A 16332-nucleotide genomic window follows, 5' to 3' on the forward strand; every position below is an offset into this window, starting at 1 on the left:
AACTTCTTGGCCGCCGTCCACCTCGCCGCTCTCGTCGCTTATTGGATCAATTGAGTCTGAACCCTAGCACCACACCAGCGATTATCTCCGCGCCTGGAGACAATATGCATCTCCTGAGATCGAATGGCGAAGTCGAACAGACACGTCCGCCGTGGTGGTCATTTCAAAGCGAAGGGTGACCAGCGGTCGATCCTCATCATGAGGGTTGGCTCGCCCCTCGACCCCGACCGATCGCCGCGATTGGGGCCGACACCATCGATCCCGCGGCACGCGCTGGCTGGAGTGGTCACCGCTCACTGCTACGGCGCGGCAGGCGCAGTCCGTTCGCCTGTGTCATCGGTACCGGACCCCCGCCGACTGTCAGATAGCATTCGACTTCGGCGCGAAGGAGTTCGTTGACCTCGAGAAGGACGGCTTGGAGGGCGTCGGCGGGCCCGATCCGGCGTTTGATGTCATCGGCGGCGACATCCAGATGCGGTCCGCAGGCGTACTCGTGCCGGAGGAACGCTGGTGACCATCGTCAGACCGGCGAGGCGTCGCCCTCTAAGACAGCGATTATCATGAAGCCGGTATTGATGCGCGGAGTTCGTGGTCAGTGTCGGAAACCCCAGCCACTCCTTCCGAACATATGAGTGTGGGAGCATCAGGGTGCCTGGGTTTGGTGGCCAGCACCGTGTTGTACGGGTTACCGAACACAAATACCTTCGACGTGCGCCAGATGATTCGCTCCAGTTCCACGAATGTGCGCATCTTCAGCCGGTATTTCCACAACAGCATGTGTTGAATGAAGTTCCAGGTTACTCCCCACGCCAAGAATGGTAGGCGCCGATAGTGGATTGGACCGAAGCCAAGTCGGCGCATCTTGTAGACCAGAAGATTGGCGCCGACAAAATTGTAACGCCAATTCTCGAAGAAGGCGGTGACACTCAGGTAATCCTCGGTACGGCGACAATGATCCAGCGACCCCGGCGAATGGATCAGCAACCGTCCTTCCGGCTTGAGCATCCGCCAGCACCTAGCTAGCCACGCGTCCAGATCTTTGGTGTAGCCAATCGATTCTAGCGCATAGATGCCGTCAAAGTGTTCATTCGGGAGATCGAGGCTGTCGAAGTCGATGACTATCACCTGTCCACGTCCCCCAAGCCTCGCAAATTTGCGCCGGCAGATCTCCGCCTGGACAGAGGAATTGGTCACGCACACAACTTCGATATTGCTCCGTCTGGCGAGGTATTCCGCTGCCGCGCCGGAGCCGCATCCGAGATCGAGGAATCGCATCCCGTCTCTCGGCTTCAAAAGCGCATATTCGGCTTCGTAAGGGTGCGAAAATGCCAAACGGGGGAACACACACGTGCTGTAATTTGATTGTTCGTCGCGATACCTGCCGAACACGTCATCGTATGTGCGCGTTTCGTCGTCATGTTTCAGAAAATCGCTCGGCTTTGGTGTCCACTCGATCAGTTGGCGCTGCTCGAACTCATTCAGCTGGTGGCCGATTTTACTCGCGTCCTTCGGTCGGGTCACCAAAAGGAACAGTAGGTAATGAAACAAGTTATATGCCACAAAGGACGCGACGATGACGCCCGCTACCAACTGAGACATTAAAGCGATATTCAAGGTGTGCTCCTGTGATAGCTGCAGAAATTCTACGAACGGGCTGGAAATCACAGCAGTACCGCATCATCCCAGAGGCAAATTTCCGGGTTGGGTCATTCGCGTCAGTCTGACCGTGAGCCGCCCCTGGCGCCATTCTCCGGCAGCTGGTCGAGAGCGATTTGGAGCCAGGCCATCCAATTGCGATCACTCCGAGTTCTGAATCGGTCAACGCAGTTCTTGGAGCAAAGGGGGGTTCGCCACGAGTAGTGCCGGACGAGACCAAACTTGCCGTCACAAACTGCGCATCGCGCGGCTCTGCCAGATCTAAGGCTCGGAGAGCAGTGGGGCATTGTGCCTTCCTTCTGGTACTTTCGATCGAGTGGAAAAAGCGGGCGGTGAAGTTGGGGGACTTCACCGCCCTTAGACCTTCCGCGGGAGGGGGCGTATTCCACCGGAAGGCGGGAGCGAGCTGTTTTGAGCGCCGCACCCTTTAACGCGTGCAGCCTAGATAGTCGCGATCAGCGATTCAATTAGACCTAGGAAATCGTCGAGTATCCAAAGTCGCCATGGAACGATACGAAGGTTCATTGCGTTCGCCCTTAAAGCCGACCAGTTCCGCAATGCCTCAAAGTAAACGCTCGAGTGGTAGAGCATGAGAGCCAGCGGGGCGCCTAAGAGCATAGCGCAGCGAAGCCTGCTCTCTTGAGAAGGGATTCGTAACCTTCACCTTAGAGAGAGGAGCCGCCCATGACCAACGAGGCAGTGAGCCCGCTGCGTCGGCGTGCGCATGATCGATGAGATCGATACGCAAGTGCGCGCCAAACACCCAACATGACCACCTTCAACTGGTCAGAGAGTCGCAGCGTTCGTCAGATGGTCTTCGGCTCCGGCAACCTTCCAAGAGGTGCGCCGCTATCGGCTTCATCGGCGTCCCGATCGACCAGAGTATCTCGACCTTACGATTCTTCTTCAAGATCACCTTACGGCGTCACGATATCGTCAAACACACCCACTTCATCCAAGAGCCGCGCAGGCTGCCTGTGATGTGATGCACGATGTGAAGGCGGTCGAAGCCGCAGACACGCTTGATGGACCGGCCGTTGGTGCCAAAATGCGCGAGTCGCCGGTGAACGATCGGTTCACGTGGGCCAGCGGCGGGCTTGTATTTGGGCCCCGGGCGGCATCGAGCAGCCGCGCCACTCCTCGACGCTCAGCTGCTGGTCGGCGCCGAATTGGCGGCTATCGTTCCGCGACCGCTGGCGCGTGGGCCCGGCAAGCCCATGCGATCACGAACTATGAACTGCCTTAGATCGCGAGGTCCTTGCAAGCTCGGCTGCTCTGGTACGAACACGCGCAGGACGAGCCGTCCCACGAATGGCCTTACGAGGTGCTCCGGGCGCGCCATCGAGGAACGCAGGCGCGCGCTAGCTAAGGATTGCGACTTCAACCCAAAAACCGGTGTGCAACCCATTGCGCAGCGATGGCGCCCGATATCGGAACCGCACGCTCGCCCTCGAAAGGCTGCGGCCAGCGATGTGCGCACACACTAATCGTGCGGGCTGGTGACGGTGCTGGCCCGGAAGCGTGCGGAATCGTTAGCGTGGTCGCATGCTTATCATGTTCTGCGGCGAAAGATCGTCACTGCAACGGACCGGTCCCAAAATGTCAGTAGAATCCTGTCCCCGAAGAACGGACCGGACGTCCGTTTTCCGTGTCCGCAAGTCCACACGCCCGATATCAGCTTTGACAGGCAAATCGCCTAGCCCCAATGGTGGAGAGGTCCGCGACAGAAGTTGCGAAATCTGGAAAGAAGGCCCACACATCCCTTCGTACAAGGTCAAGGTGGGCCGCCAAGCTTCGAATCGGTCGTGAAAAATTGAAGGACACCGGCATGGAAAAGTCCCCCCAAATCGGCGACAGAATTACTGACAAATCAGCATCGCCCGATGATAGCACCGTTCGGGGCTGGATCGGACCGGGCACGTTCAAGCATTGGGCCTCTCTGCAGAATTGGATTGAGAAAATTTACCCCGGGGTCTTCGCGCCGGAATGGCTCTATGGCGGCAAGAAGCGCGGCTGGTCCCTACGCTACAAGAAAACAAGGGCATTTTGTACCTTGCTGCCGGAATACAGGCGGTTTTCCGCCGTGGTGGTCTTGGGGGGAGCAGAACGAGATAGGTTTGAGGAGCGCCGTAATGCCTGGCGCTCGCAGTTGATCAAGCTTTACGATAAAGCCAAGACATACCCGGATGGTAAATTCCTGACAATTGCCATTTCATCCGCAGATGATCGGCATGATGTGACGGAGCTTTTGACTATGAAGCGCCCTCCACGCTCGCGCGCTTGAATGTCGCGGAAGTGTTAAGTCTAGCGAGGAAAGACGCTGGATAGGTGTAAAGAAACTCGCTAGCAAGTTTCGGATATTGACCATTCGGCCGACGAACCTCGCGACGTCGTTGCAGATGCGTTATCGTGTGAAGAGTTGCTCGGGCACACCAACTACCGTCAATATGCTCGGCCAGGAGTGTGGTTACGATCTGCCCTATATGACCAGTGCTGTCAGCGCTAACGCGCGGTTTCTATGAACAAGATGTAGGTTCTGCTCGACCAGAGCGACGCATGCGCCGCCGGCGGCGGGGCTAGTCATTGTTCCCCGATCACATCCGCAGCTCTTTGGCATCAGGCCTTCCGTAGGTTGATCGACCAAGTAGATGCTGACTCCAAACGACATCACGCTGAGCGAACGCGAGAAGCGCTCGTTCTCCCTTAGGCTGTCATCCGGCAAGAGGTCTAGGCGCGCGGCGACACCGAAGCGAACACTGGCTGCGTTAATCGTCTTCTTAGCTATCCCTTGGCGGCATTCCCCGCTGGTATGAAAACTATACATGCCGGCTATTGGAAAGCGTCGTCCCTTGTTGCGATCAATGTGTGAGCTTTCGCGGATTTCATGAGTGCGGTTGATTGACTCATGGCTGACCCCCTAGGCGGATCAAGAGGCATTCATGGCTTTCACATTAAAGATCAACGGCTCACCCCATGAGATCGATGTCGACGGCGACATCCCCTTGCTATGGGTGCTGCGCGATGTGCTCGGCATGACAGGGACCAAGTTTGGTTGCGGCCAAGCATTGTGTGGCGCCTGCACGGTGCATATCGACGGCCGACCGACCCGCTCCTGTCAGACGTCGGTCGATAGTATCGGCGACAGCGCGGTTACCACCATCGAGGCGGTTGGGCGCACGCCGCAAGGCGCCGCCTTGCAGAAGGCCTGGCTGGATCTGGAAGTAGTGCAGTGCGGCTACTGCCAATCCGGGCAGATCATGTCGGCGGCGGCATTGCTAAAAGAGACTCCTAAACCTAGCGATGCGGATATCGACTCGGCGATGTCGGGAAATGTCTGCCGTTGCGGTACCTACCAGCGCATCCGCGCCGCGATACAGCTAGCAGCGGGAGTGTGAAGCATGGTTAGCCCAATTCGAACGAACTATACCGAGGGTGAAAGCGCCATGTGCCGGCGCACCTTTTTTCAGGGGGCAGGTTTGCTGCTCGGTTTTGCTATGACCGGTGCACGCACAGAGCCCGTGTTCGCAGCGCGTACTTCGCAGGTAACGGAAAATGAGGTTATGGGCACTTTCGCGCCGAACGGATTTATACGGATTAGTCCAACCGGCGTCGTCACCCTGATTATTCCGATGATCGAAATGGGACAGGGGGTTTACACGTCGCTCTCGATGCTTCTCGCTGAGGAACTGGAAGTGAAGCTTGACCAGATTCAGGTTCAGCATGCACCGCCGAATGATGCTCTTTACGTCAACTCGATCATAGGCATCCAAAATACCGGTGGCTCCGCGTCTGTCCGTGCCTTCTGGACACCGCTTCGTCAGGCAGGGGCAGTGGGCCGTGGTCTGCTGATCGCGGCAGCGGCAAAGCGCTGGAATGTCGATCCGGCAACTTGCCGCGCTAAGGAGGGCGTGGTGTTCGATGCACCAGGCTCGAAGGAATTGAGCTACGGCGAACTTGCGAACGCCGCGGCGAAATTGACTGTGCCGCCTGCAGCAAAAGTGAAATTGAAGGATCCGAATGAGTTCACCTTGATCGGCACGCGTGCCAAGCGTCTGGATTCGGCAATAAAAGTCGATGGGCGCGCGCTCTACGGTATCGATGCGCGACTGCCGGGTATGAGGGTTGCGGCGGTTGCTATTGCGCCTGTGCTCGGCGGCAAGGCGAAAGCATTGGATGAGAAGGCCGCGCTGGCGGTAAAGGGCGTCCGGCAGGTGGTCAATATAGATGAAGCCGTTGCCGTGCTGGCGGATCACATGGGTGCGGCGAAGAAGGGGCTCGAGGCCGCCGCCATCGCCTGGGAAGACGGGCCGAACGGCAAGGTCAGCAGCGCCGATATCGTCAAGCAATTGGAGGAGGAATCCAAAAATCCAGGCGCGGTTGCTCGTAAGGTGGGTGATGTAGGGAAGGCAATTGCGGAGGCAGCGCAACGGGTTGACGCCATCTATCAGGTGCCTTTCCTGGCGCATGCGGCGATGGAGCCGATGAACTGTACTGTTCATCTGCAGAAGGATCGTTGCGATATTTGGGTCGGTACACAGGCGCCTACGATCACCCAGGCTCAGGTGGCCGAGCTCACCCGCCTGCCGATGGATGCGATCAAAATTCACAATCATCTGATTGGCGGTGGGTTTGGCCGAAGGCTGGAGGCCGATGGGACGATCCTCGCCGTCAAGATCGCCAAGCACGTCGACGGGCCGGTTAAGGTGATCTGGAGCCGCGAGGAAGACATCCAGCACGATATGTATCGGCCGTATTATCTCGATCGGTTGTCAGCTGGACTTGATGCCGCCGGCAAGCCGGTTGCCTGGATGCATCGAATCGCCGGATCCTCAGTCATGGCTCGCTACTATCCTCCGTACTTCAAGGACGGATTGGATCCCGATGCGATAGAAGCCGCCGCCGAGCCGCCCTATGCGCTGCCAAATGTCCACGTCGACTTTGTCCGGGTCGAGCCAACAGGTGTCCGGACGTCTTGGTGGCGCGGAGTCGGTCCAACTCACAACGTCTTTGTGGTCGAAAGCTTCATAGATGAACTTGCGCATGCCGCGAAGCAGGATCCGGTCGCTTATCGCAAGGGATTGCTTGGCCACAATCCGCGAGCACTTGCTGTTCTGTCGCTTGCCGCGGAAAAAGCGGGATGGGGGGCACCCCTCCCCGCGCGGCATGGCCGCGGGATTTCGGTGCAATTCGCATACGGAAGTTATACGTCGCAGGTCGCCGAGGTCGAAGTGGCCGCGAATGGCTCCGTCAAAGTCAAGCGGATCGTCTGCGCGATTGACTGCGGCATGTACGTCAATCCAGACACGATCGAAGCACAGATTCAAGGTGGAACGCTTTTCGGTCTGACCGCCGCTCTCCATGGGTCAATCACGTTCAAGGATGGTCGGGTCGAGCAAAGCAACTTCGACAGCTATTTGCCAATGCGTATCGACGAGGTGCCGGTCGTGGACACGCACTTGGTTAAAAACGCGGAAGCTCCAGGTGGTGTCGGTGAAGCTCCGACAGCCATTGTCAGTGCTGCGGTGACCAATGCGATCTTCGCCGCGACCGGCAAGCGTCTGCGCAGCCTGCCGGTTGATACAAATTTGCTGAAATCGTCGTCTTAGTCCTTGCCCCATCATCCCGCGCGCGTCGCAGCGTGGACGGGTGAAGGTTAAGGCTCTTGCGCGTAACGACCATGAGAGTGGCCGCCTTCTCCGCTCGGAGAAAATCACCTCTCAGAAGGAGCCCGTCGGGCTGCAAATTCGATCCGGTTCAAGCCGTCGCGTCGGCTTCCTAGTAGGCCAGCAACGGAAGTACGGAACGGTCCATTCAGGGTAATATTTCGGCTCCTTAGCCTGCCGCTGTCGCCTAGCTGATTCGAATGCCGCACATACCCGCGAGGATCGCTGCCGAGATCAAGGCGCTTATTGCGATGCCCGCGCCCCAAAGACGATTTGCAGCGAACCGATCGACGCCATGCGCGATCAGTACCATCCGTAATCCCGACGCAAGGTGACTTAGGACAAAAAACACGCCCAGCGCGTAGTGAGGCAAAAGGCGGATGTTCCATGCGTCGTGGATCAGCCCGCTCGGGGCGCCGATCGCGAAATTCCAATCTGTGGGTATGCCGAGAAACCTTCTTGCGTAGATGAAAACCGAGTTCATGTGCCCAAGGATATACACCGAGAGGTAGGCCCCCGAGGCGACCTGAAATGTCCGATGGAAGCCCTGCGGGACGGCACTCCAATGCCATGCCAGAAACAGCCCGGTGCCAATCTGGAAAAGCATCGCCACGACCAACAGCGGTTCACCCACGCCAGAGCGGTAGACAACGCGGCCGATCTTCATGACGGCCGCATGTGCGTCGGGGCCTATCAAGCCAAACAGATGATTGGCTAGATGGAAAGCCACGTATAGGCACAAGACCCCCGCCGTTATTCCGTGGACAATGCGCCAGCGCCCCACGGTTGGCCCCGTTGCCGCGGCGCGATTGCCGGCGGTCTGTGGCCAAATCGCGATCGTAAGCCAAAGCGCGCACCACACGAGTTCGTCAGGGAATGGGCTATGAATCAGGACCTGAACGACGCCAAGAAAGACGAAGAGCGTTGGGGTCGCCACGCCGGCATAGGCGAGCCGCCGCGTCACGGGATCGGCGTCGGGCCGGCAAGCGAGCGCGAACGCGAGGAACGGCACGACGAACGCCATAGCCAGAATCAAGGTCGCGCCGGCAATTGCGAATGGCGAGGGCGTTGCGGCCTGCGTGACGACGACGGCATGAAAGGCCCGGAGTAGAAAAGGGTAGCAGACGGCAGCCGCTGCGGGAGTCAGCGCCAAATAGTCAAGGCGTGGCCCGAACGCGTCGCTTCGGTCCGGCGGCTGAGCAAACGCCATCTTGAGTCTCCTGAATATCAAGCGCGCGATGCGGCCGAACCGCCCGAAGGCTTGCAAAGTGCAAGCCCCCACCATCGACGTTATGAAGAATGATCCCAGCCCAGGTTCCAAGCGTATCGCTCTCGGGAGAATCGCTAGGGCGGCTGTGAATACCACGCTCCACGCGGGTTCGTGACGGACTGCCGCAGACCAACACCGGCAACATTTCGACTCTCAACCACGGAGCCGCCGCCTTTCACGCCGCTGTACGCCTGCCCAATCTCGAACGGACCGTGACCGGATCCTCAGGTGCGTTCAAGACCGACGTCGTGAACAGGACAGCGGCAGCGAGGATCCAATAATACCAGGCGTCGATCCCATCGAATTTGCAGGCAAAGGGTGCGATGACAAACACCACCCCGACTGCGCGATCCACCCAAAGGTGCAGCCAGTAGGGAATGATGCGGACGAACCCGGTGGGATGGTCGGTCAGGCCGGCCAAGAGCAGCGCGGCCACACCGACGACAGCCGAAAGCCACATTGCGAGCGGTCCGCTCTGGCCGAGGTTCAGCACGAACGGCATTGCAATTAAGACGATCGCGACGGGATAATCGATGAGGTAGGCGTGGATAGACTTGGTGATGAAGCGGAATGACATCGGTGTCTCCTACGTGTTTCGTTGCTACAGTGGGTCCTTGCGACGCGGAGAGTGCATCGACCCAAGCGGACGACTCGGCGGTCCTAAGCTGGCGAGCGCTCGCTAAAACAGTCACGGGACAGCTCAGCTGAGGAACGGTAAGCCAGCACGCCAACCATTAGAAATGCCGGGTCGTTATCCTTTTCATTCCACTCGCCTGGTGCAATAGAAGCGGGTTGGTCGGCAGTAGTGAACGCATCCGCTCCTCGCATGCGCTGAAAAGTTGCAGCTTCATCGCGGATTGGCGCCACTGCCTGTCACCCTGCCCCAGCCGCGGTTATCTGAGTCGGTTTGCCTTCGTTCTTTCCTTCCGCGAGGTTGCGGACCACCACATAGAAGATGGGTGTGAAGATCAGGCCGAACAGCGTAACACCTAGCATGCCGAAAAAGACCGCAACCCCGACCGCCTGGCGCATCTCCGAGCCGGAACCGGTTGACACCACGAGCGGCAGCACGCCTAGGATGAAGGCGAACGAGGTCATCAGGATCGGCCGCAGGCGGAGCCGGCAGGCCTCGATCACCGCCTCCAGCCGCGACCTGCCCTCGAGCTCGATATCACGCGCGAACTCGACGATCAGGATCGCGTTCTTGGCGGCCAGGCCCACCAGCACCACAAAGCCGATCTGTGTCAGTATGTTGACGTCCTGGCCCAGGATACGCACACCGATCGTCGCGGCAAACAGGCACATCGGCACGATCAGGATCACCGCAAACGGCAACGTCCAGCTGCCATATTGTGCGGCGAGCACGAGATAGACGAACAGCACGCAGATCGGGAACACATAGAGACCGGCATTGCCGCCCGTCACTTGTTGATAGGATAGATCGGTCCATTCGAGGGAAAAACCGCTCGGCAACGTTTCGTCGGCGACCTTCTGGATGGTGTCGAGCGCGGTCGTCGAGCTCACACCTGGCGCGGGCTCACCTTGTACCTCGGACGCTGAGTATAGATTGTACCGCGCGACACGGTCGGGCCCGGAAATGTCCTTGAAGTCCACGATGCTACCGAGCATCACCATGTCGCCGACAGCGTTGCGGGTGCGCAGCCGCGCAAGATCGCTGGTCTCCTTCCGGAACGGCAGGTCGGCCTGCGCCGTGACGTGGTAGGTCCGCCCGAACAGGTTAAAGTCGTTGACATAGGTCGAGCCAAAGTACGTTTCAATCGTGTCGGTGATGCTAGCGATGGGCACGCCGAGCTTCTGCGCCTTTACGCGATCGACATCGACGAACAGCTGCGGTGTGTTCGCCGAATAAGGCGAGAACACGGAGGTCAGCTTTGGCGACTTCTGCGCGGCTCTGACGAGTTCGTTGGTCGCAGCCGCGAGCAGTTCGGGACCGCGCCCTTGTCGATCCTGGATGCGGATAGCGAAGCCGCCGCCGGTGCCAATGCCCGGCACCGCGGGCGGTGGAATGACGATGATGAAAGCGCCCTGCAGCGTCGACAGCCGCTTGCGCAGATCGGCCGTGATTGCAATCGCCGTCAACCCCTTCTTCTGCCGTGCCTCCGGCTCGTCGAACACCGGGAACAACGCCGCGGCGTTGCCGGCCTGCGTGCGAGTTGCGCCGGAAAAGCCGCTGAACGCCGCGACCCGGACGACACCCGGCGTATCCAGTGCAATCCGCTCGATCTCGCGCACGATCGCAGCGGTTCGCGCAAGCGACGCGGCGCCCGGCAACTGCACCGAGATGATGAGGTAACCGCGATCCTGCGCAGGGATAAAGCCCTGCGAGGTGGTCGCGAGCAGCCAGCCGGCGCTGCCGATCAACGCGACATAGAGCAACAGCATCGGCGCGGAATGCCGGATCCCCAGGAATGCCACAGCCGCATAGCCATTCGACAGCCAATCGAACACACGGTTGAAGACACCAGTGAAGGCCGACCAGCCGCGCGCGATTAGGTTCCAACGCGCAGCGGACCGCTTCTCCTCATGCGGGACCAGGATCTGCGAGGCTAGCGCGGGTGAGAGCGTCAGGGAGCAGAAGCAGGAGATCGCGGTTGCGACCGCGATGGTGACAGCGAACTGCTGGAAGAACTGCCCGGAGATGCCACCGAGGAAAGCTGTCGGCACGAACACCGCGCAGAGCACCAGTGCGATCGAAACCAGTGCGCCGCCGACCTCCCCCATGGTCTTAAGCGCCGCCTCGCGCCGGCTCATACCATTCCGGAGATGTCGCTCGACATTCTCGACCACCACGATCGCGTCATCGACCACAATGCCAACGGCGAGTACAAGCCCGAACAGCGTCAGATTGTTGATTGAGAATCCGAGCGCGGCCATTACCGCGAAGGTACCTACCAGCGACACCGGGATCGCGATGATCGGGATGATCGCAGGTCGCCAGCCCTGCAGGAATACCAACACCACGATGACGACGAGCGCCATCGCCTCGTAGACCGTCTTGATCAGCTCGTGGACCGACTGGGCGATGAATTCGGTGGGGTTGTAGCCAATATTGTAGTCGAGCCCCTTCGGGAATCTGTCCTTCAGCTTTACCATTGTCGTAGAGATTGCCTTCGCTGTGGCAAGCGCGTTCGATCCGGGCCGTTGGGTCACTACCATTGCAACCGCCGGCTTGCGCAGGATGCGGCTGCTGGTGGCATAGGAGAGCGCACCGAGTTCGACGCGGGCAACGTCGCGCAGCCGCACCGTGCGGCCGTCCGAGCCGGCCTTCACCACGATCTCCTCGAACTGCCTGATGTCCTTGAGGCGGCCGGTGAAGACGAGATTCGGCTGGAACGCGCGATCGGCGATCGGCGGCTCCGCGATCTGGCCGCCAGCGATCTGCAGGTTCTGCGCCCGAATCGCCGCCATTACTTCGGTCGAGGTCAGGCCGAGATTGGCGATCCTCTCCGAGTCGAGCCACAGCCGCATCGAGTAGTCGCGCGCACCGAACATCTGAATGTCACCGACGCCGTCGAGCCGCAACAGCTGGTCGCGGACCTGCAGCAGCGTGTAATTGGAGATGTAGAGCTGGTCGAAACTCTCGTCGGGGGACAGCATGAACACGACCATCAGGATGTCAGGCGAGTTCTTGCGGGTGACGACGCCGTTGCGCTGGACTTCCTCCGGCAAACGGGGCTGCGCGATTGCGACCCGGTTCTGCACCAGCACCTGGGCCTTGTCGAGATCGATGCCGAGCTTGAAGGTGACGGTAATCGTGAGCTGACCATTAGAGGTCGCCTGGCTGTAGAGATAGAGCATGTCCTCGACCCCGTTGATCTCCTGCTCGATTGGAGCAGCAACGGTGTCGGAAACGGTCTGCGCCGAGGCGCCAGGATATTGCGTGGTCACAGTGACGGTCGGCGGCACTGCTTGCGGATATTCCGACACCGGCAGCGTCTGATAGGCGATCGTGCCGACGATCAGAAGCACGATCGACAGCACCATCGCGAGGATAGGCTGGTTGATGGAAAGTCTTCCGAGATTCATGGCGTGGCACGTGGCGGAGTCTTGTCGCCCCCCAGCGTTTGCGACATGATTGGCGTCACCTTGGCGCCGACGCGGGCGCGCTGAATGCCGTTGATGATGACGTGGTCCTCCGGGTTCAGGCCCTCGCGAATCACCCGCAGGCCGTCATCTAGAGGCCCGAGCACCACCGGCCTTGCCTCCACCCTATTGTCGTCCTTGACCACGAACACGATCTTCCGCGACTGGTCGGTTGCGACCGCGACGTCCGGAATCAGCAGCGCCTCATAGGGCGCGCTGCCGATCAGGCGAACGCGGCCGAACTGGCCGGGTAGGATCGAGAGATCTTTGTTGGGGATGATGGCGCGGCTGCGCAGCGTCGCGGTGGAGACGTCGAGCCGATTGTCCAGGAAGTCCATCTTGCCCTCATGTGAGGATTTCGTTTCGCCGGTCAACGACACCTGCACCGGGTTCGCGGTGTCGCGCGAACTCGGCCGCCTGCCTTGAAACCACAGCTTGCTGTTGCGTTGATAGGTCGGCTCGTCGACATCGAAATAGATGTAGATCGGATCGAGCGACACGATCGAGGTCAGCAGGGTCGCGCCGCTTTCGCTGCCCTGCACCAGATTGCCGGGGGTCACTAGATGACGGCTGACGCGGCCGGTGATCGGCGCCAGCACATGGGTGAATTCGAGGTTGAGCTGGGCGGCCTTCAATGTACCCTCGGCCTGCGTCTCAGCCGCATGAGCCGCCTGCAACGCCTGACGGCGCTGGTCGACGACCTGCTGCGAGACCGCGCTAGTTTGAACCAGGGTCAGGCCACGGTCGAGTTCACGCTTCGCAAGCTCTTCCTTGGCCCGCGCGTCGTCGAGTTGACCCTGGGCTTGCAACGCGACCGCCTCAAACGGGCGTGGATCGATGATGTAAAGCAGATCGCCTGCATGAACGATCGCACCATCCGTGAACGCGACCCTGTCGATGAAGCCGCCGACGCGAGCGCGGACCTGAACCTCCTCGATCGCCTCGAACCGGCCGGTGAACTCATCCCAGTCGGTGACTGTTCGTTTCACCGGTTGCGCAACTGTCACGGACGGTGGCGGAGGCGCGGCCGCCTGCGATTGCGCCTTGTCTTGGCAGCCAACGAGCGCCAACGCAAGCAGCAGAACGATCGGCGCGCCGCTGCACCGAAGGCGACGAAACGAACTACACGCGGGAGGTTCCGCCGCCCCTAAGGACGGAGGTCGCAGTGTCAGCGCGCCCATGGAGCGAGGATTTCGAATACATCGTTGCTTAGCATGTCCATCCACTCTCAAAGATTCCCATGTTGGTCCGCGTGCCGACCGCGAAGCCGTAAATATCCCTCGACGATACTTTGGAGAGTGACCTTGCAATGTCTGTGACTGAAATCACCTCTTGCTATGGAGTCGATAAACGGTCGTTATTGCCGCTCGACCCGCGAGCACGACGCCTAGCGAGGGACCTCAGACGCCGCACCGCACTCGAGGGCGCCGCGTTACCCTGCAGAGGCTTCTAGGCCGCGTGCAGTCACCGGCTATCGATGCCGCCGCGAAGTCGCGTCAAGGGCTCCGAGGAAAGCTCGTACGACGGGCTTCGTTGCGTCCTCCTGGGACTTAACTGGCGCAACGATCACTGAAGAAGGTCACGCATCGTTTGAGGACCGCGTGTGGAAAGCGGTGTGCTCGTCCACGCTCTGGGACTTCGGCTGACTGGGACTTAATGCATTCTTCGTGACCGGACGGACAGTAGGCCCGTCACACGCATTGACGGAGGTGTTCACCCGGACGACGATACGCTCTACGGAGCATTCCTGGCGATTATGGAAATGATAACTTTACCTGAACGGCCTTCGGACTTACCTGCTGAACGCGCTCGCTTGCGTGGACGCAAGGCTGGGATCTCCCACCACGGCTAACATCTATTTCCTGCTGTCACTGGCGGACAAGCTCGTCGAAGTCGATGGATCAATCATTCGAAGGATCGGGACCTAATCGTGACCAAGATTCGCGAAGTTGTTGTCGCAACCGACCCCACCAATCATGGCGCGCTGATTTGCCATGTCGGCGAATCTCGGTTTGCTGTCGGCGGCCCAGATGGCATCGGCCACAATTCTTCTGGACCCAATCCTTACGACCTTCTCAGCGCGTCTCTTGCCGCATGCAGTGCTATGAGCGTTCGTTTCCAGGCTCAGCGCCAGAAACTACCGCTGGAGCGCGTGAAGGTGGGCGTCAGCTTCCATCACGGCTCCCGAGGCGAAAAGGATTCGTTCGAGCGCACCGTGGTGCTTGAAGGAGACCTCGACGCCCAGCAGCGCACATTCTTGATGGAAGCAGCAAACTTGTGTCCCGTAGGCCAAATTCTCGGTACTGGTGCGGATATTACCACACGTCTGGACGTTACAACCTCCGGCCACCAAGAAAGCCCTCAGGCCAGCTACGAGGATGACGTGGCTCTGCTCCCGGTTCCGAATATTACTCCGGATTGACCGTCTCTCGTGCCGTCTATCACAGCACCGGGGCATCGCAGTCTATCATACCCGCAGGGTCTTCAATTCGCGACGCGCGATGCCCGGCGGAGTATTCGCTCGGCCGACGCGCTCTGTGCTTTCGCGTCCCTGGCATCGATTACATAGCCACCCGTCATTAGACCATCAATTTTCACGACCGTACTTTTGCTCGTCTGCAAGGGAACTTGAAAATGACGACACACCACACACAGGGAGGCCGATGATGAAGGCAATTGTCGTAACGGACCAGGCGGCGGGAACTGCGGGTATGAGGCTCGTGGATCGGCCCCAGCCGCAAGCGGCGATCAACGACGTCGTCGTTCAAGTTCATGCGTCGGGATTCGTCCCGACTGAGCTGGAGTGGCCCTCTACATGGACCGACCGCCTCGATCGTGACCGAACACCGTCGATTCCCGGACACGAGTTGGCCGGAGTGGTCGCCGCCCTCGGCTATGGCACAACGGGGTTGTCGGTGGGACAGCGGGTGTTCGGCCTCGCCGACTGGTATCGCGACGGCACCCTGGCGGAGTATGTAGCAATGGAGGCGCGCAACCTCGCCCCGCTCCCGGGTGACGTCGACTTCATAGTGGGCGCGAGTCTGCCAATTTCGGGCCTCACGGCGTGGCAGGGGCTATTTGTGCACGGCCGCCTTCAGGCAGGGCAGAGCGTTCTCGTGCACGGCGCGGCCGGCGCAGTCGGATCAATCGTGACACAGCTCGCACGAGAGGCCGGCGCTTACGTCATAGGCACCGGGCGTGGCGCTCATCGTCAGAAGGCGCTCGAGTTCGGCGCGAACGAGTTCGTTAGCCTTGACAACGACGTCCTAGAAGACGTCGGCGGAGTCGATCTGGTGTTCGACCTAATCGGCGGCGACATCGGGAAGCGTTCCGCCCGCCTCATCCGAGCCGGAGGAACGCTGGTGTCCATCGTCGGGCCGAGCGAGGCGCGCGCTGCCGACGCCTTGGCGGTCGACTTCGTCGTCGAATCCGATCGTGCCCAATTGACTGAAATCGTCCAGCGGGTGCGGGACGGGCGACTGCGGACGAACATCGGCACCGTCTCGATCCTCGATGACGCCGTCGCCGCTTTCAATCCGACCGAGCGCATCGACGGGAAGACGATCATCCGCGCTCGTCCCTGAACGACGTGCGCCTTCGATGCACGTGGCCGGGCGCGTCCTATCGGAAGAGCCGGAG

At 59.9% G+C, this 16332-nt stretch carries 10 protein-coding genes and 1 pseudogene; 6 read left to right on the forward strand and 5 right to left on the reverse strand.

Features of this window, described 5'->3' with window-relative positions; translation table 11 throughout:
* Window positions 1-326 precede the first annotated feature (326 nt).
* Window positions 327-546 (forward strand): annotated as a pseudogene (locus IVB13_RS34255) (NADP-dependent oxidoreductase); the annotation flags it as partial.
* A gap of 12 nt (window positions 547-558) precedes the next feature.
* On the opposite strand, the gene IVB13_RS34260 reads toward IVB13_RS34255, so the two are convergent.
* Window positions 559-1614, reverse strand: coding sequence for a class I SAM-dependent methyltransferase (locus tag IVB13_RS34260; RefSeq protein WP_247477597.1), 1056 nt, complete (start codon window positions 1612-1614; stop codon window positions 559-561).
* A gap of 1870 nt (window positions 1615-3484) precedes the next feature.
* Between IVB13_RS34260 and IVB13_RS34265 the strand changes: the two genes are divergently transcribed.
* The 3 genes from IVB13_RS34265 to IVB13_RS34275 all read left to right on the forward strand — a co-directional run bounded on the left by IVB13_RS34265 (window position 3485) and on the right by IVB13_RS34275 (window position 7262).
* On the forward strand, window positions 3485-3940 hold the full coding sequence (locus IVB13_RS34265; protein ID WP_247477594.1) for a DUF3788 domain-containing protein: 456 nt from the start codon (window positions 3485-3487) through the stop codon (window positions 3938-3940).
* A 655-nt stretch (window positions 3941-4595) separates the two neighbouring features.
* Entirely contained in the window at window positions 4596-5051 is a 456-nt protein-coding gene (locus tag IVB13_RS34270) for a (2Fe-2S)-binding protein (protein ID WP_247383986.1), read from the forward strand.
* 3 nt (window positions 5052-5054) lie between these two features.
* Window positions 5055-7262: a xanthine dehydrogenase family protein molybdopterin-binding subunit gene (locus IVB13_RS34275; RefSeq protein ID WP_247491762.1), complete on the forward strand. Its 2208-nt coding sequence runs from the start codon at window positions 5055-5057 to the stop codon at window positions 7260-7262.
* A 244-nt stretch (window positions 7263-7506) separates the two neighbouring features.
* Here the strand turns inward: IVB13_RS34275 and IVB13_RS34280 are convergent, their stop codons facing one another.
* From IVB13_RS34280 to IVB13_RS34295, 4 genes are all read right to left on the reverse strand, one after another.
* On the reverse strand, window positions 7507-8529 hold the full coding sequence (locus IVB13_RS34280; RefSeq protein WP_247402228.1) for a hypothetical protein: 1023 nt from the start codon (window positions 8527-8529) through the stop codon (window positions 7507-7509).
* Between the two features lie 235 nt (window positions 8530-8764).
* The gene (locus IVB13_RS34285; protein WP_009859394.1) at window positions 8765-9166 is read right to left on the reverse strand and encodes a hypothetical protein; all 402 of its coding nucleotides are present in this window, start codon (window positions 9164-9166) and stop codon (window positions 8765-8767) included.
* A 296-nt stretch (window positions 9167-9462) separates the two neighbouring features.
* Window positions 9463-12636 (reverse strand): multidrug efflux RND transporter permease subunit, encoded by a 3174-nt coding sequence (locus IVB13_RS34290; RefSeq protein ID WP_247477591.1) that lies wholly within the window; start codon window positions 12634-12636, stop codon window positions 9463-9465.
* Window positions 12633-13874 (reverse strand): efflux RND transporter periplasmic adaptor subunit, encoded by a 1242-nt coding sequence (locus tag IVB13_RS34295; protein WP_247477636.1) that lies wholly within the window; start codon window positions 13872-13874, stop codon window positions 12633-12635. Before IVB13_RS34295 ends, IVB13_RS34290 begins: the two co-directional genes overlap by 4 nt.
* Before the next feature lie 749 nt (window positions 13875-14623).
* On the opposite strand from IVB13_RS34295, the gene IVB13_RS40005 reads away from it, so the two are divergent.
* On the forward strand, window positions 14624-15115 hold the full coding sequence (locus tag IVB13_RS40005; RefSeq protein ID WP_247477590.1) for an OsmC family protein: 492 nt from the start codon (window positions 14624-14626) through the stop codon (window positions 15113-15115).
* A 244-nt stretch (window positions 15116-15359) separates the two neighbouring features.
* Window positions 15360-16277 carry an NADP-dependent oxidoreductase gene (locus IVB13_RS34305; RefSeq protein WP_247492177.1) on the forward strand — a complete coding sequence of 306 codons (918 nt, stop codon included), beginning with the start codon at window positions 15360-15362 and terminating at the stop codon, window positions 16275-16277.
* Window positions 16278-16332 lie beyond the last annotated feature (55 nt).

It is taken from the genome of Bradyrhizobium sp. 17 (assembly GCF_023073515.1).
Taxonomy (GTDB): Bacteria; Pseudomonadota; Alphaproteobacteria; order Rhizobiales; family Xanthobacteraceae; genus Bradyrhizobium; species Bradyrhizobium canariense_D.